Source organism: Kribbella orskensis (assembly GCF_004342085.1).
Classification (GTDB): Bacteria; Actinomycetota; Actinomycetes; order Propionibacteriales; family Kribbellaceae; genus Kribbella; species Kribbella orskensis.
Genome location: NZ_SLWM01000009.1, coordinates 86558 through 107838 on the forward strand (window position 1 = coordinate 86558; position 21281 = coordinate 107838).

Sequence of the window (21281 nt, forward strand, 5' to 3'; positions counted from 1 at the left end):
CGGGCTACGCGGCGACGGGTTGCAGCAGGTCCCGCAGTTCGCGGGCGGCGGTGAAGCCGGCGCGGTTGCCGCCGATGGTGCTGGCCGACGGGCCGTACCCGATCAGGTGGACGCGCGGCTCCAGCACCGTGTGCGTGCCGTCCATCCGGATGCCACCCGAGGGCTCGCGCAGATGCAGCGGAGCGAGATGCCCGAGGTCGGCGCGGAACCCCGTCGCCCACAGGATCGTGTCGACGCGCTCCTTGCGCCCATCGGCCCACTCGACGCCGGTCGGCGTGATCCGCTCGAACATCGGGTGCCTGGTGTAGATGCCGCGACCCAGCGCCGCCTGCTCCTGCTTGCGCAACTGCAGCCCGGTCACGGCGACGACGCTCTTCGGTGGCAACCCCGCGCGGACCCGTTCCTCGACCTTGGCGATGATCTTGCGCCCGATCTCCGGACCGAACTCCTCGCCCGTGCGCCATTCGGGCGGCCGGCGGGTGACCCACGTAGTACTGGCGACTTCGGAGATCTCGGCCAGCAGTTGGACCGCCGACGCGCCGCCACCGACGACGAGCACGTGCTGTCCGGCGAACTCTTCGGCGCCGTTGTAGTCAGAGGTGTGCAGTTGCCGACCCTGGAAGGTCTCGATGCCCGGATACCAGGGGATGAAGGGCCGGTTCCAGGTGCCGGTGGCATTGACGATCGCCTCGGCACGGTAGCTGTCGTGATCCGTCGTCACCTCGAACAACCCGTCCGGGGTCTCCCGCACGCTCTGCACGATCGCCGGCCGGACCACGGGCAGGTCGAGCCGAGCCTCGTAGTCGGCGAAGTACTGCGGGACGAACACGTTCGCCCGCTCGTCACCCGCACTTTCCGGTACGGCGACGCCGGGCAGGTTCGCGATCCCGTGCACGTCGTGCATGGTGAGGGAGTCCCAGCGGTGCTGCCACGCTCCACCCGGCGCCGGGTTGCGATCCAGCACCACGACCCCGTCGTACCGGCTGAATCCCATCCTGACCAGGTGATACGCCGCGGACAGTCCGGCCTGGCCGGCTCCGATCACCACCACCTGGGTCGTCTTCACACTGGTGACAACAGCCGGAGCGGGTGTCTCTCTTCCCGGCTAGCCTGATCGGCTATGGACCTGACCGCGGCGTACGGCTACCGCCTGGAATGGATCGTCAGCTTCGTGGCGGTCGCGCGGCACGGCGGTTTCTCGGCCGCGGCCAAGGCGACCTTCCGCTCCCAGTCGCGGATCAGCGAGCACGTCGCCGAGCTCGAGAAGGCCCTCGGCGTCCAACTCTTCGACCGTACTGCGCACCCGGCCGCCCTGACCCCGGAAGGGCGGGCGTTGCTGCCGCACGCCGAGGAGATCCTGAACCGGCTCGGGGACCTCTCAGCGGCTCGGGGGCACGTCCGGTTCGGCGCCTACCCGAGTGCGGCGGCGTGGCTGTTCCCGCAGGTCGCGCAGCGCCTTCCGGCCGAAGTACGGCTGCATCTGGTCGAGGGGCCGAGCATCGACCTCGAAGGTGCGCTCGGGCGAGGTGAGGTCGACCTGGCCATCCGGCCGGTGCATCCCTTGGTGGCGTCCGAGTCCCTGGAGCACGAGATCCTCTGGACCGAGCCGCTGGTCGCGGTCTTCCAGGACGGCCATTCACTGGCTTCGGCGTCGTCGGTCAGGCTGGGGGAGTTGGCCGAGCTGCCGTTGATCTCGATCGGTGAGACCTCGGGTGCACGCCAGTTCGAGTCACACCTGGCCTTCGCGTCCGCAGGGCTGAGCCCGGAGAGTGTCTTCCGTACCAATCAACCCCAAACCCTGCTCTCGTTGGTCCGCCACGGCTTGGGCACTGGCGTCACCAACGCGCTCGCCGTGACCACCGCCAACCTCACCGGAGTACGGCTGGTCCCGATCAGCGACTCAGGAGTGGAGCGGCAGGTCGCCCTCTTCGTCCACCGCGACCGGCCGCGCACCCCGGCGCTGGACCAGGTCGTCGCGTCGGTCAGAGCCGTACCCCCGCCGACCTGGCCCTGACGGGTTAGTCGGGGAGCGTGGTCCCGGCGAGGGCGAGGCAGTGGGTGAGAAGTTTGGCCTGGAGGTCGGGGTCGTAGGCCTGCGGGTTGACCTCGATCGCCTTGCGGTCCTGGAAGAACGTGCCGGTGACGAGCGCGGCCGGGTCGTCCGACACTGCCAGCCAGGCGGGGGTGTCGGCGCCCTGGGCAACGGTCAGCGGTGCCGCGTAGCCGCTCATCTTCGTGCTCACCCAGCCGGGATGGACCGCGTTCGACAGCACCTCCGGCCAGCGGCGGGCCAGGGCGAAGGCGAGGGCGGTCATCGCCAGTTTGGAGTCCGCGTACGCCGCGTCCTCCGTCCACTCCTGCTCGTGCTGCAGGTCGTCGAGCCGGATCTTGCCGCGGGAGATCGAGTCCGAGCTCACGAACACGATCCGCCGCGGCTTCGGCAACAGCGAGGTGAGCAGCAGCGGTGCCAGCGCGTTGATCTGGAAGGTCTGCTCGAGGCCGTCCTCGGACACCGGACGACTCTCGCCCTTGCTGCCCCAGCCGGCGTTGTGGACGACGACCTCCGGCGCCCCGATCCGCAGCGCCTGAGCCGCCAGCTCGCGCGTCGACCGCAACGACCCCAGATCCCCGACCACGAAGCGCGATCCGTCGGCAGCCCCGGCAGCGGCGGCGCGCTCCGCGCTGCGGGCGTGCCGGATGACCTCGTGGCCCTGCGCTTCCAGGACGCGGGCGATCTCCGCACCGATCCCGTCGTTCGACCCGGTGACCAGAATCCGGCTCATCGCGAGCCTCCCAGCGTGACAGGCACCCCGTCGGGCGCGACCAGTTGCTGCTCACCAGGCGCATCGACGAACAACCGACGCGGACCCAGTACTGCGGACCCTGCGGCCGCCAGGTTGTTCGGCACGATCGGCTGGTCGAAGCTGAACACCTCGAGCACCGCCTGGCCGGCCTGCAGATACGTCATCAGGAACCCCCGTGGGTCCCCGTGATGCCTGATGTCCCCGATCACCTCGAACCCGAACCGGTCGCGCCAGAACGTCAGCGCGGCCGGCAGATCCGACACGGTCACCGCGACGTGGTCGAACCGCGGCTCCTCATCCGCGACCTGCGCAGCCTCGGCCGCCGCGAGTTCAGGCGACGAGATCCGCTGGTAGGCGAGGTTGCCCTGGATGAACTCCAGCCGCGCTCCGTCGGGATCGAGGAAGAACGCGATCCGCACGTCCCCGAGCACGTCGAGGGGCTGCGACAGCACGGTCACGCCGGCGTCCTCCAGCCGCCTGAGCTGCCGGTCGACCCCGGCCACCTTCATCCCGAGGTGCCGGATCCCACCCTGCAGATCGTCGTTAACCCAGCCACCCTGATTACCAGCTGCACCGACCTCGACGAGCTCGAGGACGACGGTGCCACGGCTGAGCAACCGGCTGCGGTCGGCCGGTCGCGGCGCGTCGGGGAGTGGCTGGAAACCCAACAGGCCTTGGTAGAAGTCGAGGGAACGGTCGAGATCGCGGCAGCCGATCTCGACCCGGTGCAATCCGGGTGACAGCGATGCGGGCATGGCAGGGACAGTACCGTGACCGCTCACAGAATGGCAGCCCCCAAGTCTTGACAGTGGCGGTTCCGGGGCCGAATCTGTGATCGCTCACAGAAATCCGTGAGCGATCACAGAAACGACTGATCCTGAGAGGTTCACCATGGTTCGTTCGACCACCGGACCCGTTCGGTTCCCTGGCTCGCCGTTCGGCGGTTCGCCTCTCAGCGGCTCGCCGTTCAGGCGAGCCGTCGATCGCCGCAGCTTCCTCCGCGGAGTTGCCGGCGTCGGCCTCGCCGCGACGCTGCCGGCCGGTCTGGCCGCCTGTTCCAGCGACGACGAGCCGACCGCGGCGCCGCAACCCGCGGGCGACCCGGACGCGCCTGCCAAGCTCACGTTCTGGACCTGGACGACCGGGATCGACAAGGTCGTCGCGATCTGGAACAAGAAGAACCCGACCCAGCAGGTGACGGTCAGCGCCCAGGCCCAGGGCGAGGAACTGCTCACCAAGATCGTCACCGCGCACCGGGCCGGCAACCCGCCGGACCTGATCCACGCCGAGTACCAGGCGCTGCCGGTGCTGATCACCAACGGCGTCACCGCCGACCTCAGCGGGCTCGCGGCGGAGGTGAAGGGCGCCTTCACCGACGGGACCTGGGGACTCACCTCGTTCGGCGGCAGGACCTACGCGATCCCGCAGGACGTCGGCCCGATGATGCTGTACTACCGGTCCGACCTGTTCGAGCAGTTCGGCCTCACCGTGCCGAAGACCTGGGACGAGTTCGGCGCGCTGGCCGAGCAGGTCCGGTCGAAGGACTCCAAGCGCTACCTGGCCACGTTCTCCTCCGGCGACCCGGGCTGGTTCGCGGGACTGTCGGAACAGGCCGGTGCGAACTGGTGGACCAACGACAACGGCACCTGGACGGTGTCGATCAACGACGAGCCGACGAAGAAGCTCGCGTCGTTCTGGGGTGACCTGGTGAACGCCGGAACGTTGCAGGGCAAGCCGATGTACACGCCGGAGTGGAACAAGGCGATGAGCGACGGCACCCTGCTGGCCTGGCCCAGCGCCGTCTGGGGAGCTGGCGTGCTGCAGGGCGTCGCGCCGAGCACGAAGGGCAAGTGGACGATGGTCCCGATGCCGCAGTGGGACTCCGCCACCCCGACGACCGGTTTCTGGGGCGGCTCCGCGACCGCGATCGCGGCGAAGTCCAAGCAGTCGGCGCAGGCACAGAAGTTCGTCAAGTGGCTGAACACCGACCCGGAGGCGCTGGAGGCGTTCGTCTCGTTCGGCGGCATCTACCCGGCGGCGACCGCCGGTCAGTCGACGCCCGCGCTGTCCAAGGCCCCGGCGATGATGCCGAACCAGCCCGGCTTCTTCACCGACGCCGCCGCGATCGCGAAGACGGCGCGCGGCTTCACCTGGGCGCCGAACGTGAACGTCACCTACAGCCAGTACAGCGACCTGTTCGCCAAGGCGATCCAGACCAAGGGCGACTTCGCCGCGGCCGTCGACCAGCTGCAGTCGGCCTCGGTCGCGGACCTGAAGAAGCAGGGCTTCCAGATCAAGGAGTCCTGACGGTGGCTGCCCAGTCCCTCCGGAGTCCGCTCCTCCGGGCTCCGGCCAGCCGGTCGCGGCGGCAAGGCGGCGCCGCGCCGTACGTGCTGCTGCTGCCGGCGTTGGTGCTGCTGGTGCTGTTCCTGATCATCCCGATCGGCTACACCGTCTACCTCAGCGTCCGCGCGTCCCGGGTCACCGGCGGCGGGCTCGGGCTGCGCAAGGAGTCGTTCGTCGGCCTGGCGAACTACGTCGGCGCCATCACCGACTCGGCCTACGCCCACTCCGTACTGCGGATGCTCGGGTACGGCGTGATCGTGGTCCCCACCATGCTCGGCCTGGCCCTGCTCTTCGCCCTGCTGCTCGACTCGCGGGGAGCCCGGCTGAAGTCGTTCACCCGGCTCGGCATCTTTCTCCCGTACGCCGTCCCCGGGGTGATCGCCTCGCTGCTGTGGGGGTTCCTGTACCTGCCGGGGGTGAGCCCGATCCTGGCCACCTTCGAGGCGGTCGGGTTGCCGGCGCCGGACTTCCTCGGCTCGGGCACCGTGCTCTTCTCGGTCGCCAACATCGGCATCTGGGGTGGCGTCGGGTTCAACATGATCGTGCTCTACACCGCCCTGCGCGGATTGCCGGCCGAGCTGGACGACGCGGCTCGGGTGGATGGCGCCAGTGAGCTGCAGATCGCCTTGCGGATCAAGGTTCCGTTGATCGCCCCGGCACTGGTGATGACGGGAATCTTCTCGCTGATCGCGTCCCTGCAAGTGTTCAGCGAACCCTCGACGCTGCAGCCGCTGACCGACTCGATCTCGTTCACCTGGGTGCCGCTGATGACGATCTACCGCGACGCCTTCGTCAACAACGACATCTACACCGCCGCCGCGGCTTCGGTGATGCTTGCCGTCGGCACCTTGGTGGTCTCGCTCACGGTGCTGAGCTTCCTGCAGAAGCGCGCGTTCGGGGAGGACCGATGAGCACCGCCGTCCTGGAGCGGACCAGCCCGACGGTGCGGTCCGCGGCGCGCCCACCCCGGCGTACCCGGTATGTGTCGACGGCGATCTTGTTGCTCGGGGCCCTCTACTGCCTGCTGCCGGTGGCGTGGGTGGTCATCGCCGCCACCAAGGGACCCGAGGACCTCTTCACGACGTTCTCGTTCTGGCCCAGCTTCAACGGCGGCTTCGGCTACAACCTGTCGCACCTGCTGGAGTTCCGCGACGGCATCTTCTGGAAGTGGGCGCTCAACAGCCTCCTGTACGCCGGGGCCGGGTCGCTGCTGTCGGTCGGAATCTCGGTGACGGCCGGGTACGCGCTGGCGAAGTACAGGTTCCGCGGCCGGGAGACGATCTTCCGGTGCATCCTGGCCGGAGTACTGGTCCCGCAGATCACGCTGGCCGTGCCACAGTACCTGCTGATGTCGAAGCTCGGCCTGGTGAACTCGTACTGGTCGGTGCTGCTGCCGAGCATCATCAGCCCGTACTGCATCTACCTGTCCCGGATCTATGCCTCGGCGGTGGTCTCCGACGACATGCTGGAGGCCGGGCGGATCGACGGCGCGGGGGAGTACCGGCTGGCCTGGTCGATCGGGATGCCGCCGATGATCCCCGGCATGGTGACGATCTTCCTGCTGCAGTTCGTCGCGATCTGGAACAACTTCCTGCTGCCCTACATCATGATCTCCGACGACCGGCACTTCCCGATGACGGTCGGCCTGTTCTCGATGCTCAACCAGGGCGCCAGCCAGCCGGCCCTGTACTCGCTGGTGATCATGGGCGCCTTCCTGTCGGTGCTGCCCCTGATCGCGCTCTTCCTGTTCCTGCAGCGCTACTGGCGCATCGACCTGGTCAGCGGCGCGGTCAAGGGCTGACTTTCTCTTACCGATCAATGGAGGACCTCTATGAGTGACGCACGCTTTCCCGACGGTTTCGTCTGGGGTGCGGCGACCGCTGCCTACCAGGTCGAGGGCGCGGTGGACGCGGACGGTCGTGGCCAGTCGATCTGGGACACGTTCTGCCGCGTCCCGGGAGCCATCGCCGGTGGCGACACGGGTGACGTCGCCTGCGACCACTACCACCGGTACGCCGAGGACCTCGGGTTGCTGGCGGACCTCGGGCTCGGCGCCTACCGGTTCTCCATCGCCTGGCCGCGGGTGCAGCCGGACGGCTCGGGCGCGATCAACCAGAAGGGCCTGGACCATTACCGCCGGGTGGTGGACGAGTGTCTGGCGCGCAACGTCGTTCCGTACGTGACGCTCTACCACTGGGATCTCCCGCAAGCCCTGCAGGACAAGGGCGGTTGGCCTGCGCGCGATACGGCGTACAGGTTCGCGGACTACGCCGCGGTCGTGCACGACGCCCTCGGGGATGTCGTGAAGCAGTGGATCACCTTGAACGAACCCAAGGTGTCGAGTCATGCCGGCTACGGCAGCGGCATCCATGCGCCGGGGATCAAGGACCAGGTACTGCGGGACCGCGCCGTCCACCATCTCCTGCTGGCGCATGGGCTGGGTCTGGAGGTACTGCGGGGTGGGCGGCACGCTGCAGGGCAGCAGATCGGCCTCACGCTGGATGTCAGCCCGGTCGCGCCCGCGAGCGACTCGCAGGCCGATGTCGACGCGGCCCTGCGGGTCGACGTCGACAGCCACCGGTTGTTCCTTGATCCCGTACTGCGGGGCGTCTACCCGGTCCTCCTCGATGCGGTGGAAAGCGGCGACCTCGCGCTGATCAGTGCGCCGATCGACTTCCTGGGGATCAACTACTACCGGCGGATCCTTGTGCAGGCGGCTCCTACCGGAGACCAGCAGGCAGAGACTGTGCTGCCCGAAGGAGTGCCGGTGACGTCCGTCAACTGGCCGGTCCAGCCGGACGGACTGCGCGAAGTACTGGTCGAGCTGAAGACCGCGTACGACCTCCCGCCGATCTACATCACGGAAAACGGCGCCGCGTACGACGACGTACAGGCTGAGGACGGGAGGGTCGACGACCCGCTGCGGGTGGACTACCTGCACGGGCACCTGGCCGCACTGCGGACCGCGATCGCCGCAGGCGTTGACGTCCGTGGGTACTTCGTCTGGACGCTGCTGGACAATTTCGAATGGGCCGAGGGCTACGCCAAGCGGTTCGGCATCGTCCATGTCGAGTTCGCGAGCCAGGCCCGGACGCCCAAGACCAGTGCGGGCTGGCTCGGCCGGGTGGCGCGAGCCAACGCCTTACCGTCGGGTGACAGTACGGCCTGACATGATTGGGCCCGTGGCAGGCAGGGGGACCTCGAGCACCGAGCCCGCCGCTCACCCGAAGTCCCGGGGAGCGGCGCGCCGGGCGATGCGGCGTGGGCCGACCATCGACGACGTCGCCGAACTGGCCGGGGTGTCCCGCGGCACGGTGTCGCGCGTCCTCAACGGCGCGCACTACGTCAGCGCCGCCTCGCTGGAGGCGGTGCAGCAGGCGATGGCGAAGACCGGGTACACGGTCAACCAGAGCGCCCGCAGCCTGGTCACGAAGCGGTCCAACGCGATCGGGTTCGTGCTGTCGGAGCCGCAGGAGCGGTTGTTCGAGGACCCGAACTTCAGCGTGCTGCTGCGGTCGTGCACGCAGGCGCTGGCCGAGCAGGACATCAGCCTGGTACTGATGCTGGAGTCCAGCGACGCCGAGCGGGACCGGATCCTGCGGTACGTCCGCGGCGAGCACGTCGACGGAGTACTGCTGATCTCCTCCCACTCCGGCGACCCGCTGATCGCCGAGCTGGCCCAGGGCGGCGTACCGGCTGTTGCCTGTGGCAAGCCGCTCGCACCCGGCGACATCCTTCCGTACGTCGCTGCCGACGACCGCGAAGGTGCTCGGCAGATGACGCGGTACCTGGTCGAGCGGGGGCACAAGCGGATCGGGATGATCAGCGCGCCGCAGATCGCCGGGGGACAGGAGCGGCTGCAGGGATACCAGGACGTGCTCGGGCGGAAGGCGCTCAAGCGGCTCGTGGTCTCCGCGACCGACTACAGCCAGGAGGCCGGCCGGCAGGCGATGGAGACGTTGCTCAAGGCCAGTCCGGACGTGGACGCGGTGTTCGCGGCCTCGGACCTCTTGGCCTCCGGAGCCTTGGTGGAGCTTCGCCGGGCCGGTCGCCGGGTCCCGGAGGAAGTAGCCGTCGGCGGCTTCGACGACTCCCGGATCGCCCGGGAGTCGGACCCACCCCTGACCACGATCCGCCAGCCACTCGAGCTGGTCGCCCGCGAGATGGTGGAGGTCCTGCTACGCCGGATCGAAGGCGAGGACGAAGGCCCTCGCATCCTCCCGACGGAACTCGTCGTCCGTGCCTCCGCTTGACGCCCTCCGCTACTCGTAGCGAAGGGCGTCGGCGGTCGAGATCCGGGTAGCCGATCGGGCGGGCAGGATGGTCGCGAGGATGACCATGAGTACGCCTCCGGCCGGGACCAGAACGAGCCACCACCAAGGTGCGATCACCCGGTCTTCGCTGCTTCCACCGGCGATTCCGTAGACGATGACATAGAGCGCGATGCCCACCGGAATCGACAGGATCCCCGCGACTGCCGCAAGGACGGCGTGGGCGCTGACCAGGCTCGAGGTGATCTGACCGGGGGTGAGGCCGACTGCCTTCAGCACTCCGTAGTCACGGATGCGCTCGCGGACCGAGACGAGGGCGACGGCGACGAGCGTTGTCGCGGTGATCAGCAGGAGCACGGCGTCGAGGGAGTAGACGAGTGCCGGTAGTTCTTTCGGGACGTCGCTCGCTTCGCCTGGCGGCCGGGCGTCAAGGCTGGCTTGCATCGACAACGCGAAGACGACGGCGGCGCCGGTGACCGCTATCGCGCCGGCCAGGCGGAAGGCTCGATGGCGCCTGGCGAGGAGGTCCTTGAGGCCGAGTGAGAGCGGAACCGGCAGACTCGCGCGACCGATCAAGCGGGCGAGGCGAGACCGCCCGGCCGGTGTGGGGGCACCAGCTCGGATCGCCTGCAGGGCGGTGAAGCGTGTGCTGCGCCGGGTCGCGGAGCTCGCACTGCCAACCAGGACCAACAGCACGGGGCAACTGGCGACAAGGAGGTGCCATGGGCTGGCTGCCGTGGTCGGCGAGCCCAGCATCGTCTCGAGGCTGGTTGCGGCCAGCCGCGGCGCGAGCACGACTCCGACCGCGAAGCCTATGAGCACCGCGACCAGCCCGAGCACGGCGGACTCGATCGCGAACACGGCGGTGACCTGGCGTGGGGTGAAACCGACGGCCTTCAGCAATCCGATCTCGCGGTACTGCGCGCCGGCACGGGCACTGACCAGGATCGCCACCACGGCGAAAACCACCACCAGCAACACGATCGTGTACGTGGTCAGGATGAGCCGCGCGGGTTCTGCATCTCGTAGCGCCTCGGCGCGCTGCTCCTTCCAGGTTTGGACGGAGGTGGTGCCGGGAGGCGACGATGCCACGGCGCGTTCGGCGAAGGCCGGTGCAGCCGCCGGGTCGGTCAGCCGGATGGACTCCGTCCAGCGCCAGCGGTTGCTGTCGGGCTGGACCTGCTCCAGCGTGGCCCGGCTGACCCAGGCCAGCCCGGGATTCTGCCGGGGGTAGCGCGGTTGGCTGGGCGAGATCGCCGTGCCGACGATGGGCAGCTCGATCGGATCGCCCGTGGTGGTGATCCGTAGCGTCGTTCCGACTCGGAGGCCGAGCGCGTCGGCAAAGCTCCGCTCGAGCACGATCCCATCCCCGGGCAGCGTCGAACCCTCGATCGGCACCGGCTTGTTGATGTGAGCAGGGGAACCGATCCCGGCGACCTGCAACCGGTCCGTTGCGCCGACGATGCCGGCGAGCGCCGCCGGGACAGCGTCGTCGCGTTCGGCGACCCCGGGGAGAGAGGCGATCGCGCGCGCGTCGGCCTCGGAGGACACATTCGCGAGCACATGCGCACCGTTGGCCGCGGTGAACGTTCGCTGCCAGGGGTCGCGTGCGGTGGCGCCCACCTCGAGGCTCAGAACAATGGTCGCGGCCGCGGCGCCGGCCAGCAGGATCGTCAGTGCGCTGGCGAGCAGCCTCCGGCGGATCCCCGCGAAGGCAAGCCTGACCAGCGTGGCGGTCATCCCTGGTCGCCACCGTCGAACGGGAAGGCGACCGGTCGCGCGACCTGCAACTCGGACTGATCGGACACCCGCCCATCGCGGAGCATGATCACCCGGTCCGCGGCGGAGGCGACGCGTGCGTCATGGGTCACGAGCAGCAGGGTCTGGCCGCGATCCCGGGCGGCGCGGAGCAGGGCCAGCACCTCACGGGCTGCCACCGAGTCGAGGTTTCCGGTCGGCTCGTCGGCCAGCAGGAGGTCCGGCGTGTTCGCGAGGGCACGGGCGATGGCGACTCGCTGTTGCTCCCCGCCGGACAAGTGGGCGGGAGCGGCGTCGTGCTTCTCCCCGATGCGGAGGTCACTCATGAGCAGGCTCGCGGCGTCCCGGGCATCCCTGCGACGCCGGCCCATCAGGAGGAGCGGTAGCTCGACGTTCTCGATGGCGGACAAGGTGGGCATCAGGTTGAAGAACTGGAAGACGACCCCGATCCTGCGGCGGCGCATCCGGGCGAGCCCGGCCTCGCTCAGCTGATCGATGCGCTCGCCGTCGAGCCAGACCTCGCCCGCGGTCGGCCGATCGAGACCCGCCAGAAGGTTGAGCAGCGTGGACTTGCCGCAGCCGCTCGGTCCCATGATCGCGACGAACTCGCCACGCCGGATCGACAGATCGATGCCGCGAACGGCGAGGACCTCGGCACCGCCGGTGTCGTACGTCTTCACCAGGCCCCGCGCCTCGAGTACAGGTGTCATCTCGGCCCCTCCCGGGTCGGCAGTCTTTGCTCGATCAGGTCGAGCCATTCCAGATCCGCCTTCAGGTGCAGGACCGCGCCCTCCACGAGAAGCTCGGCGGCGGGTCTGTTGCCGTTGGCCGTCAGCACCCCGTCGAGATCCCGGAGCGACTGCAGGTACTCGCGTCGCTGCGCGGCGATCAGCGTCGACGGCTCGGCCAGCCCGGCCGAGGCGAGGATCACGAGCTTCATGAAGAACTCGTCCTTGAGTCGCGTGCCCGGGATCGGCGTCTCGATCCAGCCGGCCAGCGCCGCCCGGCCGGACTCGGTGAGCTCGTACACGCGCTTGCGCCGGCCGTCTCCCGCGACGCTCTGCCCGACCACCAGGCCGTCGCGTTCGAGCCGCGAGAGCGTCGAGTAGATCTGCCCGGCGTTCAGTGCCGGCAGCAGTTCCCCGAACTCCTGCTCCAGCGCTTGCTTGATCTCGTAGCCGTGCCGGCCTTCATCGGCCAGCAGAGCGAGGAACAACGCCTGCATAGATAGCGAGAATATATACCCGCTATCTATAGCGTCAAGCCGACGCCGCTGAGCGGACGTCGGGGGCTCAGCGGACTGGGCCTCAGCGGATGAACTGGTCGACGTAGTCGGCGCCGAGGCCGTTCGCCGCGTAGTGGTCGCGGCAGAGCTGGATCTTGGTGAAGGTGTCCTCGTAGCCGATCTGGTTGCCGTCGTCGTCGACGTAGATCATCGCGCCGGAGATGTTGAAGAAGGTCACCATCTCGGTGGTGTTCTCCGGCACTCGCAGGGTGTGGATCTCACCCGGCGGCTCGTAGACGAACGACCCGGTCTCCGCGACCCAGTCGTGCTCGTCGTACTGCCAGCGGCCCTTGATCACGTACCCGAACACCGCGCTCGGGTGCCGGTGCCGGGACACGATCCCGGCCCGGGTCACCTTCAGCAGGTTGCACCACTGCCCGGTGATCGTGTTCAGCATCAGCGGCCGGAACCACACATCCGGCGCCTGCGGCACCCACAACCGGTCGTCGTCCGGCACGGCCTGGACGGCGATCTCCGCCGGTACGCCGGCCGCGATCGGGATCTGGCTACTCATCCGGTTCTCCTCCTAGTTGCTCTGGTAGCCGCCGTCGACGGGCAGCACCGCGCCCGTGATGAAGGTGGCGTCGGGTCCGGTCAGGAAGGCGATCGCGCCGGCGACTTCCGCGGCGCGGCCCCAGCGCGCCATCGGAGTACGGGAGAGGATCCGCTCAGCGGCGACCGGGTCGGCTTGCAAGGCCGCGGTCAGGTCGGTGGCGATCCAGCCGGGTGCGACCGCGTTGACCCGGATCCCCTCGGCGGCCCACGCGACGGCGAGCGACTTGGTGAGCTGCACGATCCCGCCCTTGCTCGCGCTGTATCCCGGCACCAGCGGGCCGCCGAAGTAGCTCAGCATCGACGCCACGTTGACGATGCAGCCCTTGCTCTCGGCAAGGAGCTCGTGCGCGGCGGCCGCGGCTCGCATCGCGCCGGTGAGGTTGATCTCGACCACCTCGGCGAACACCTCCGGCCGGTGCTCGTCGCCCCGGCGGATGATGCCGGCCGCGTTCACCAGTACGTCGAGCCGCGGGTGTGAGGTGATCAGGTCCTCCAGCGCGCCTGGTGTGCGGAGATCGAGTTCGTGGAGTTCCACCGCCTGTCGGAGCTCGGGTGACGCCGCCGCCGTGTTGAGGCCGGCCGCGATGACAGTGGCGCCGTCGGCGGCCAGCCGTAGCGCGGTGGCCGCGCCGATACCACTGGTACCTCCGACGACGAGCGCAGTACGGGCCATGTCGCTCAGCCTGGTGGTTGCGTGTGGCGGCGACAAGAAACACCCGGAAGCCGGATCGTTGCGATCCGACTTCCGGGTGTTTGAGGCTGTCTGACGTTGCCTACTCGGGTGAGTCCCAGCTGTTGTCGATGCGGCGGTGGTACCGCTGACCGGCCTTGCCGCCGATCACCGCCGCGAGCAGCGTGACGACCAGCACCGCGGCCGCCGCGATCAGGCCGCCCGAGGTGAGCGTGTCGTCCGCGATCGGCACCGTCGGCACGTCGACCCGGTCGAGCACGTTGTACTGCGAACCTGCGAGCGCGCCGATCCCGGCGACCACCAGCGTCACGATCAGGCCGATCGCCCAGACGCCGAGGCCCTGCCGCGCGCCGTCGAACCGCGCGAGCCTGCCGGCGACGTACCCGCCGCTGTAGTAGGCGATCGCCAGCATCACCACGAGCACGGTGCCGGACACGATGCCGATGGTGCCCGCGTTCTCCTCGGCCATCGACCGGTCGAGGGTGACCGCGTAGTCGACCGCGGCCGCGAGGGCGCCGACGATGCCGGTCAGCAGCACGGTCAGGCCGACCGCGATCAGCCAGCCGAAGAACGCCGAGCCGGACTTGAAGCCGCGGTAGGCCGGGTCGACCTCGGCGGTCGCGGACGTCTTGACGTTCGCCCGGTGCGTGGCGGTCTTGTCCACGACCACCGGCTGCTCCGTGGTCGCATCCACCGTCGGCCGCGTGGCTGTTGATCCACCGGTCCTGGTCAGGCTGGTCGCCTTGGGATCCACCGTCGGCCGCTTGGCCGGCTGGTCCTCGCTGAACTGCCTGGGGTGGTTGAAATGCTGCGTGTCAGGGTCGTCCCGATACTGCTGAACCATGTCGCCGTCTCCTCATATCGACAGCCCCGTCTGCAATACCCGTACCCACCCCTCGAACCCTTAAGCAGGCGGTCCCCGCGCCTCAGTCGAGCATGTCGTCGATCTTGTCGTGGTACCGCTGGCCCGTCTTGCCGCCGAGCAGCGCGGCGAGGAGCGGGAGGAACACCAGTGCGGCCGCGGTGAAGAGGCCGCCGGTCAGCAGTACGTCGTTGGACAGCGGCATGTCCGGGCGGTCCACCCGGCCGACCAGGTCGTACTGGCTGTTCCAGTAGGCACCGACGCCGGCCGCGACGGCCAGCAGCAGCAAGGTGATCATCCAGACACCGAACCCCTGCCGGGCCCCGTCGAACCGCGCGAGCCGGCCGGCGACGTACCCGCCGATGTAGAAGGCCAGGCTCAAGGTCAGCACGAGCACGGCAGCGGCGGTGATAGCCACCGTACCGGCCTGTTGCTTCGCGTCCGCACGGGTGTAGTCGAGCACGTAGCCGGCGCCGTAGCTTGCGCCTGCGACGACAGCGGTCAGCAGCACGGCCATCGACACCGTGATCAGCCAGCCGAACAATGCCGCACCGAACTTGAAGCCTGTGTACGCCGGCCGCTCGACCTCCGCCGGTATCTTGGCCGCGGGTTGGTCCGGGACCTGGGTCGCAGTCGTCATGGCCCGACGGGCCGCCGCCCGTGCTTCCTCGTAGCGCTTGGTAGTCGTCGTATCGGTCCCCGGGTCCATCCCGGGCTCGGTCAAGGTACCGGTGTTGCCATAGCTCTGAGCCACTGCAGTTTCTCCTCACGTCCGCCCTGCGGCGGGTCCCTACCCCTCGACCCGCGTCCTCATGCAAGGTCTCGGCAGAATTAACGGTCCCCTGAGCTCACGCCCCGGACGGGTAGCGGCGAGGGGTGAAGACCAGGCGGCCGGCCTCGCGGTCGACCGTACGCGTCTGCGACGAACCGATCAGCAGCAGGCACCGCATGTCCACCTGGTCGGGGTCCAGGTCGGCGAGAGTGGTGACGGTGATCGACTCCGAACCGCCGCCGACGTCGCGGCCGATCACCACCGGGGTCTCGGGCGAACGGTGCTCGAGCAGAAGGTCGCGGGTGGCGCCGACCTGCCAGGTGCGGGACTTCGACGCCGGGTTGTAGATCGCGATCGCCAGGTCGGCGGCGGCCGCGGCGCTCAGCCGGGCGGCGATCACCTCCCACGGCTTCAGCCGATCGGACAGGGAGAGCACGCAGTAGTCGTGCCCTAGCGGCGCTCCGACCCGGCTGGCGACGGCCTGGGCCGCGGTCATCCCGGGCAGCACGTGCACCGCGATGTCGGCGTACTCCGGCTCCGAGGCGACCTCGGTGACCGCGCTCGCCATCGCGAAGACGCCCGGATCGCCGGAGGACACGACGACGACCCGGGACCCCTTGCGGGCGAGGTCGAGGGCGAAGGCGGCCCGCTCGGACTCGACCCGGTTGTCCGAACCGTGCTTGCGCTGGCGAGCACGGTCGGGCAGCCGGTCGACGTACGGGCCGTAGCCGATCAGGTCGTCGGCGGTGGCGATCGCGGACCGGACCTCCGGCGTCATCCACTCCGGCCCGGCCGGCCCGAGCCCGACCACGGTCACCGATCCCTTGTCGCTGAGCGCAACCTGTTCGGTGGTGGGTGAAGTGGTGTTCAGCGGGCTTGGGAGCAGGGCGAGTGAGAAGTAGGGGACGGAGTCGGGGTCCACGTCGGCGAGCGGCGCGGTCCGCTGGGCGTCCGTGGTCGCGCGCTCGACGTACCAGGCCTCGTCCAGGCGGCCCGCGAGCTCGAAGGCCTCGCGGACATTGCCGAAGGTCCGGCCGAGCTTCATCACCGCGGCGGCGTCCGTGTTCCGGAGCCGCTCGGCCAGTACTTCGGGCGGCAGTGTGCCGGGCAGCACGGTAAGGATCTCGTCGCGCTCACACAACGGCCGACCCAGTACTGCGGCGGCCGCGCTGACCGAGGTCACTCCCGGCACGACCTCGCACTCGTACCGATCGGCGAGCCGCTTGTGCATGTGCATGTAGGAGCCGTAGAACAGCGGATCGCCCTCAGCCAGTACGACGACGTCGCGCCCGGCGTCCAGGTGTGCGGCCAGCCGCTCGGCGCACTCGGCGTAGAAGTCGTCCATCGCGCCCTGGTATCCACCGGGGTGATCGGTGGTCTCGACGGTCAGCGGATAGACCAGGTGTTCCTCGATCTGCCCGTCCCGCAGGTACGGCGCGGCCACCGAGCGGGCGATGCTGCGTCCGTGCCGCGCACTGTGGAACGCGATCACGTCGGCGGCGCCGATCAGCCGGGCAGCCTTCACCGTCACCAGTTCCGGGTCACCCGGGCCGAGCCCGACACCCCACAGCCGTCCGGTCATTCTTCCTCGCTCGCGATCGCGTTGACGGCGGCAGCGGTGATCGCGCTCCCGCCGCGGCGGCCCCGGACCACGAGGTACTCGAGGCCCAGGTCGTTGGCGGCCAGTGCTTCCTTGGACTCCGCGGCGCCGATGAATCCGACCGGGATCCCCAGTACGGCGGCAGGCCGTGGCGCGCCGTTGCCGATCAGTTCGAGCAGCCGGAAGAGCGCGGTCGGGGCGTTGCCGATGGCCACCACCGAGCCCTCCAGTCGATCCAGCCAGAGGTCGAGCGCGGCGGCGCTCCGCGTCGTACCGAGCGAGGCAGCCAGCCCTGGGACGGAGGGATCGCTCAAGGTGCAGATCACCTCGTTGTCCGCGGGGAGGCGGCGTCGGGTGACCCCCGCGGCGACCATCGCGGCGTCGCAGAGGATCGGCGCGCCCGAGCGCAGCGCGGCCCGCGCCGAGGCGACCACCTCGCCTGACCACGCCAGGTCGGCGACGAGATCGGTCATCCCGCACGCATGGATCATCCGTACCGCGACCTGCGCCACGTCCGCGGGGAGTTCGCCGAGCGCAGCCTCCGCACGAATCGTCGCGAACGACTGACGGTAGATCTCGGCCCCGTCCGTCACGTACTCGTACTTGCTGCTCACGACCTCGCCTTTCGTACTGCGGTTCGTACTGGAGACAGAGAACTTGCCAGGTCGTCCACCGGGACCCCGTCGACCGAATAGCCACCGCCGGACACCGCGAGGACCTCGAGGTGATCACTGTTCGGGCGCCCGCAGCGCCGTTCACACCCGGACCAGTGCACCGCTCGATGGCCCGGCGCCATCGTGGGTGTCAGCCGCCACGCGTCCGCTCGCACGTCCGCCAACGCCTTCGCGCAACCAGGCCGGCCGGCACAGGCGGTCACCCCGTTCCAGGGCGACTCCGGCTCCACTACCAGCCCAACTGCCTGCAGCCGTCGGACGGCATCCTCTGCGTCAGCCAAGCTGGCGACGACCACAGACCGCCACGGGGTCACCCGGACCTGGCCGGCACCACGTGCGGCGACGACCGCCAGCGCCGACGCCTGCTCTGGCCGCAGACTCCCGAGCGGCACGGTGGCCACGACGGCCCACTGTCCATCTGGCTGCTGGTAGCGCCCCGCCACTAACGGAGCTGCACGCTGCAGTTGGCCGGTTGACTCGTGCACGTCCAGGCGCTTCAGAACCCGGGCCGGGCCGTCTTGCAGCTCGGCCAGACGCCAGGCCTCCGACTGCTGCTCCGCACGCTCCACCAGGAACGCCTCGGCAGCAGTGACCATCACTGCGGGCATCTCTGCCAATGTTGTCTGCCCGCAGACCACTCCGCCCAGTGCCAGCAGAGCCAGTTCGCTGGATACCACCTGCACGGCCACGTCGGCCCGGGCCGAGGAGAGGTCGCCGCGGCCGTCGTCCAGCGCGAAGAGGAACCGGCCGGGCAGCTCGGCGAGACCCGGGCGGTCGCACAGCAGGCGATCCAGCTCAGCCGCGGCGGGCAGTACGTCGTACAGGCTGTTGTGGTCGAGGCCGGACAGTGGCGACGCGAGGATGTTGCGGACGCGTTCGTGGGTGATTGAGGGGAGCAGCCCTGCGGCGTACAGGCGGTCCGAGAGGGTCCGGGGAGCGCCGGGGCGGAGCGCACGGATCTGGAGGTTCGCCCGCGATGTCAGCTCGAGGTTGCCATCGCCCAGTCCGGCGGAGGCCGCGGCGAGGACCCCCAACTGCTCGACGGTCAGGAGCCCGCCGGGTAGCCGGACGCGTGCCAACCCGCCGTCAGCCGCCTGGTGAACCGCAAGAACACCGGGGCAGCGGTCGGTGGAGACCCTTTCGACAGGTGGCACGGCCGTGATGCTACTTGCCGGCCTCCGACTGTGTTCTCGCTCACGTGAGCTCGGTGGGATCAGAGATGCGGGTGGGGGTGGTCGGGGGAGCGATGCTGGAAGGAGAGGATGCCGGGGTTGCGGATGGTGCCGGCCTCGATCTCGATCGCGCGGCTGAGGGTCTCGTCGGCGTGCCAGGCGGCGGGGCCTTCGAGCACCGGGCGGAGGAAGGGCAGCACGGCCTCGCTGATCTCCCAGCTCGCCGAGTTCCACAGGTACGACGGGCTGTGGTCGACGCCGTAGTACGTGATGTGGTCGCCGACGACGAAGGTCGGGTCGGCGAACCCGGTCGGCCGGGCCCAGCTGAACCCCATGCCCAGGTCGCAGGAGACGTCGATGATCAGGCCGCCCGGCGCGAACTGCGCGAGGTCCTCCTCGATCAGGAACGTCAGCGGCGCGTCCGGATCCTGCAGCACGCAGTTCACGATCACGTCGTGCTCGGCCAGGAACCCGGCCAGCGGCACCCTGCCGTCGTCGGTCAGCGCGTGACTGCGGCGCGGATCGTCGTCCTCGGGGTCGTCGTGGTCGAACTGGATGATCCGGGCCGAGTGGATCGGCGAACCGACCGCGGTCACGCCCCGCCCGGTCAGTACGTCGACGTCGTGCACGCCGTGCGCGTTCAAGGCGGTGACGGCTCCTCGCGCGGTCGCGCCGAACCCGATCACCACCGCCCGCAGCCGGCGCCCGTAGTCACCGGTCGAGCCGATCAGCTCGAGCGCGTGCAGGACGGAGCAGTACCCGGCGAGCTCGTTGTTCTTGTGGAACACGTGCAGGCTGAACCGGCCGTCGGCGGTCCAGTGGTTCATCGCCTCGAACGCGATCAGCGTGAGCCCGCGGTCGATCGCGAGCTGGGTGATCTTCTCGTCCTGGACGCAGTGCGGCCAGCCCCAGAGCACCTGCCCGTCCCGGAGCTCGGCGAGATCCTCGGGCTGCGGCTTGGGCAGCAGCACGACATCGGCCCGGGCGATCAGCTCGCCCCTGTCGACGACGCCGGCGACGGACTTGGCCAACTGCTCGTCGGAGATCCCGAACCGGTCGCCGTACCCGGCCTCGAGGAAGATGCGCTGCCGCAGATCCTCGTCGATCCGGTCGAAATGGTGCGGATGGATCGGCAGCCGATGTTCGTTCTCTTTGCGGGAACGGCCGACGACGCCGAGAGTTAACTGGTCCACGAGGGCCCCTTTGGTTACTGCCTGTTTAGCACAGCCCGGCTGGAACCCGCTCCCACGACGAGCACGACCGTTGCCGCTTGTAATCCGCCGCAGACCATCGCGGTAGACACCGAAGTAGCGTCGACGAGCACCCCGCCGAGCAGCGCGCCGGTGGACAGAGTCGCCTGGAACGACGAGGTGAAGAGAACCGTCGCCGCTTCCCGCGTCCCCGGCGCCGCCTGGGCGAACCAGGTCATCGAGCACACCGGCACCGCGCCGTACGCGATGCCCCAGACGATCAGCAGCACGACTGCGCCGGCCGTCGTTCGCCCGAGTACCGGCAGTAGCAGGGTGGCCGCCGCCAGCAGACCCGCACCGGTGGCGAAGGTCGGCCGCAGCTGCCGGGCAGCCGTCGTACCGGCGACGAGGTTGCCCACCAGCCCGGCCACGCCGTACACGAGCAGCAGCGTGCTGATGTGGGCCGCGCCGACGCCGGTGACATCGCGGAGGAAGGGGGTCACATACGTGTAGGTGCCGAAGTGGGCCGTGACGATCAGGCAGGTCACCAGCAACGCGATCCGCGTCTGCCGCCGCCCGAGCAGTTCCCGCAGTACCGCCAAGCGCGTCACCTGCAACGGCGGCAGAGGCGGCACCTGGCCTAGCAGTGCGACCAGTACTGCGAGCGACAGCACCCCCAGTACTACGAACGGCACTCGCCAGCCGGCGTGGTCTCCGAGGAAGGTCCCGCCCGGAACGCCGAGCACGGAGCCGAGGGGGACGGCCGAGAAGATGACTGCGGTCGCGCGGGCGACCCAACGGTCCGGGACCAGCCGTGCGGCCAGCCCAGCGCCGATCGACCAGAATCCGCCGATCGTCAGCCCCACCATCGCCCGCGCGGCAAGCTGGAGCCAGTACGTCGAGGCGGCCGCCGTGAGGAAGTCGGCCGCTGCCAGCACCACCATCAGCGCCACCAGCATCAGCCGGCGATCAAGTCGCGCCGTCCACACCGTGACCAGTGGCGCGGCGACCGCTGCCACCAGCCCGGGCACCGTCATCAACCACCCGGCCCGCCCGGCCGAAACCCCGAAACTGTTCCCCATCGGCGTCAGCAACCCGACCGGCAGGATCTCGGCCGTGACGATCAGGAAGATCCCGGCCGTCACCGCCACCACCCCACCCCAGCGAACGAGCGGCCGCACCGTTTCCGTGAGCACCATGCCGACCACTCCACCGTCCGCAGCAGGCGCATACTCGCGGAAATGCGCCACCTGGCTTCCCTCGAGCACAACGTCGCATTCCCGCCACCCGGCTTGAGCCGA

At 69.4% G+C, this 21281-nt stretch carries 21 protein-coding genes; 6 read left to right on the forward strand and 15 right to left on the reverse strand.

The annotated features are described in order from the left end of the window. Positions 1-4: 4 nt before the first annotated feature. Positions 5-1066, reverse strand: coding sequence for an FAD-dependent oxidoreductase (locus EV644_RS23880; RefSeq protein WP_132191018.1), 1062 nt, complete (start codon positions 1064-1066; stop codon positions 5-7). Between the two features lie 54 nt (positions 1067-1120). Here EV644_RS23880 and EV644_RS23885 point away from each other — a divergent pair, with 54 nt between their 5' ends. Beyond that, a complete protein-coding gene (locus tag EV644_RS23885) occupies positions 1121-2014 on the forward strand; it encodes a LysR family transcriptional regulator (protein WP_132191017.1) in 894 nt (297 codons plus the stop codon). A gap of 4 nt (positions 2015-2018) precedes the next feature. On the opposite strand, the gene EV644_RS23890 is transcribed toward EV644_RS23885, so the two are convergent. Both EV644_RS23890 and EV644_RS23895 read right to left on the reverse strand, forming a co-directional pair. Further along, complete coding sequence (locus tag EV644_RS23890; protein ID WP_132191016.1) at positions 2019-2783, reverse strand: SDR family NAD(P)-dependent oxidoreductase; 765 nt, start codon at positions 2781-2783, stop codon at positions 2019-2021. Beyond that, complete coding sequence (locus tag EV644_RS23895) at positions 2780-3559, reverse strand: VOC family protein (protein ID WP_132191015.1); 780 nt, start codon at positions 3557-3559, stop codon at positions 2780-2782. Before EV644_RS23895 ends, EV644_RS23890 begins: the two co-directional genes overlap by 4 nt. Before the next feature lie 136 nt (positions 3560-3695). Here EV644_RS23895 and EV644_RS23900 point away from each other — a divergent pair, with 136 nt between their 5' ends. From EV644_RS23900 to EV644_RS23920, 5 genes are read left to right on the forward strand one after another with little or no spacing between them, the layout of a single operon-like run. Next, positions 3696-5111 (forward strand): ABC transporter substrate-binding protein, encoded by a 1416-nt coding sequence (locus EV644_RS23900; RefSeq protein WP_132191014.1) that lies wholly within the window; start codon positions 3696-3698, stop codon positions 5109-5111. A 2-nt stretch (positions 5112-5113) separates the two neighbouring features. Beyond that, positions 5114-6061 (forward strand): carbohydrate ABC transporter permease, encoded by a 948-nt coding sequence (locus EV644_RS23905; RefSeq protein ID WP_132191013.1) that lies wholly within the window; start codon positions 5114-5116, stop codon positions 6059-6061. Continuing rightward, the gene (locus tag EV644_RS23910; protein ID WP_132191012.1) at positions 6058-6951 is read left to right on the forward strand and encodes a carbohydrate ABC transporter permease; all 894 of its coding nucleotides are present in this window, start codon (positions 6058-6060) and stop codon (positions 6949-6951) included. Before EV644_RS23905 ends, EV644_RS23910 begins: the two co-directional genes overlap by 4 nt. Positions 6952-6981: 30 nt before the next feature. After that, positions 6982-8319 carry a GH1 family beta-glucosidase gene (locus tag EV644_RS23915; protein ID WP_132191011.1) on the forward strand — a complete coding sequence of 446 codons (1338 nt, stop codon included), beginning with the start codon at positions 6982-6984 and terminating at the stop codon, positions 8317-8319. Between the two features lie 13 nt (positions 8320-8332). Beyond that, complete coding sequence (locus EV644_RS23920; protein WP_241998693.1) at positions 8333-9403, forward strand: LacI family DNA-binding transcriptional regulator; 1071 nt, start codon at positions 8333-8335, stop codon at positions 9401-9403. A 9-nt stretch (positions 9404-9412) separates the two neighbouring features. Here EV644_RS23920 and EV644_RS23925 read toward each other — a convergent pair whose 3' ends face one another. The 12 genes from EV644_RS23925 to EV644_RS23980 form a co-directional block, all read right to left on the reverse strand. Next, positions 9413-11161, reverse strand: a complete 1749-nt coding sequence (locus EV644_RS23925) for an ABC transporter permease (RefSeq protein ID WP_132191010.1) — start codon at positions 11159-11161, stop codon at positions 9413-9415. Next, positions 11158-11889, reverse strand: coding sequence for an ABC transporter ATP-binding protein (locus EV644_RS23930; RefSeq protein ID WP_199239970.1), 732 nt, complete (start codon positions 11887-11889; stop codon positions 11158-11160). Before EV644_RS23930 ends, EV644_RS23925 begins: the two co-directional genes overlap by 4 nt. Next, entirely contained in the window at positions 11886-12404 is a 519-nt protein-coding gene (locus tag EV644_RS23935) for a PadR family transcriptional regulator (RefSeq protein ID WP_132191008.1), read from the reverse strand. Before EV644_RS23935 ends, EV644_RS23930 begins: the two co-directional genes overlap by 4 nt. 82 nt (positions 12405-12486) lie before the next feature. Next, a complete protein-coding gene (locus tag EV644_RS23940) occupies positions 12487-12978 on the reverse strand; it encodes a 2,4'-dihydroxyacetophenone dioxygenase family protein (protein ID WP_132191007.1) in 492 nt (163 codons plus the stop codon). Between the two features lie 12 nt (positions 12979-12990). After that, a complete protein-coding gene (locus tag EV644_RS23945; RefSeq protein WP_132191006.1) occupies positions 12991-13692 on the reverse strand; it encodes an SDR family NAD(P)-dependent oxidoreductase in 702 nt (233 codons plus the stop codon). Between the two features lie 100 nt (positions 13693-13792). Beyond that, positions 13793-14554, reverse strand: coding sequence for a hypothetical protein (locus tag EV644_RS23950; protein WP_241998691.1), 762 nt, complete (start codon positions 14552-14554; stop codon positions 13793-13795). Positions 14555-14636: 82 nt separating this feature from the next. Beyond that, positions 14637-15326 carry a hypothetical protein gene (locus tag EV644_RS23955; RefSeq protein ID WP_241998690.1) on the reverse strand — a complete coding sequence of 230 codons (690 nt, stop codon included), beginning with the start codon at positions 15324-15326 and terminating at the stop codon, positions 14637-14639. A gap of 94 nt (positions 15327-15420) precedes the next feature. Then, a complete protein-coding gene (locus EV644_RS23960) occupies positions 15421-16926 on the reverse strand; it encodes a precorrin-2 C(20)-methyltransferase (protein WP_132191005.1) in 1506 nt (501 codons plus the stop codon). Next, complete coding sequence (locus EV644_RS23965; RefSeq protein ID WP_132191004.1) at positions 16923-17558, reverse strand: precorrin-8X methylmutase; 636 nt, start codon at positions 17556-17558, stop codon at positions 16923-16925. Before EV644_RS23965 ends, EV644_RS23960 begins: the two co-directional genes overlap by 4 nt. Further along, positions 17555-18772 (reverse strand): precorrin-3B synthase, encoded by a 1218-nt coding sequence (gene cobG / locus EV644_RS23970; protein WP_199239971.1) that lies wholly within the window; start codon positions 18770-18772, stop codon positions 17555-17557. Before cobG ends, EV644_RS23965 begins: the two co-directional genes overlap by 4 nt. Positions 18773-18831: 59 nt before the next feature. Then, positions 18832-19983: a N(5)-(carboxyethyl)ornithine synthase gene (locus EV644_RS23975; protein ID WP_132191003.1), complete on the reverse strand. Its 1152-nt coding sequence runs from the start codon at positions 19981-19983 to the stop codon at positions 18832-18834. 14 nt (positions 19984-19997) lie between these two features. After that, the gene (locus EV644_RS23980; RefSeq protein WP_132191002.1) at positions 19998-21179 is read right to left on the reverse strand and encodes an MFS transporter; all 1182 of its coding nucleotides are present in this window, start codon (positions 21177-21179) and stop codon (positions 19998-20000) included. Positions 21180-21281 lie beyond the last annotated feature (102 nt).

Coding starts and splice junctions, on each gene's coding strand:
- EV644_RS23900 (WP_132191014.1), top strand. CDS start 3,696: ATGGTTCGTTCGACCACCGGACCCGTTCGGTTCCCTGGCTCGCCGTTC.
- EV644_RS23960 (WP_132191005.1), bottom strand. CDS start 16,926: ATGACCGGACGGCTGTGGGGTGTCGGGCTCGGCCCGGGTGACCCGGAA.
- EV644_RS23930 (WP_199239970.1), bottom strand. CDS start 11,889: ATGACACCTGTACTCGAGGCGCGGGGCCTGGTGAAGACGTACGACACC.
- EV644_RS23890 (WP_132191016.1), bottom strand. CDS start 2,783: ATGAGCCGGATTCTGGTCACCGGGTCGAACGACGGGATCGGTGCGGAG.
- EV644_RS23885 (WP_132191017.1), top strand. CDS start 1,121: ATGGACCTGACCGCGGCGTACGGCTACCGCCTGGAATGGATCGTCAGC.
- EV644_RS23945 (WP_132191006.1), bottom strand. CDS start 13,692: ATGGCCCGTACTGCGCTCGTCGTCGGAGGTACCAGTGGTATCGGCGCG.
- EV644_RS23980 (WP_132191002.1), bottom strand. CDS start 21,179: ATGGTGCTCACGGAAACGGTGCGGCCGCTCGTTCGCTGGGGTGGGGTG.
- EV644_RS23915 (WP_132191011.1), top strand. CDS start 6,982: ATGAGTGACGCACGCTTTCCCGACGGTTTCGTCTGGGGTGCGGCGACC.
- EV644_RS23910 (WP_132191012.1), top strand. CDS start 6,058: ATGAGCACCGCCGTCCTGGAGCGGACCAGCCCGACGGTGCGGTCCGCG.
- EV644_RS23935 (WP_132191008.1), bottom strand. CDS start 12,404: ATGCAGGCGTTGTTCCTCGCTCTGCTGGCCGATGAAGGCCGGCACGGC.
- EV644_RS23940 (WP_132191007.1), bottom strand. CDS start 12,978: ATGAGTAGCCAGATCCCGATCGCGGCCGGCGTACCGGCGGAGATCGCC.
- EV644_RS23950 (WP_241998691.1), bottom strand. CDS start 14,554: ATGGTTCAGCAGTATCGGGACGACCCTGACACGCAGCATTTCAACCAC.
- EV644_RS23895 (WP_132191015.1), bottom strand. CDS start 3,559: ATGCCCGCATCGCTGTCACCCGGATTGCACCGGGTCGAGATCGGCTGC.
- EV644_RS23925 (WP_132191010.1), bottom strand. CDS start 11,161: ATGACCGCCACGCTGGTCAGGCTTGCCTTCGCGGGGATCCGCCGGAGG.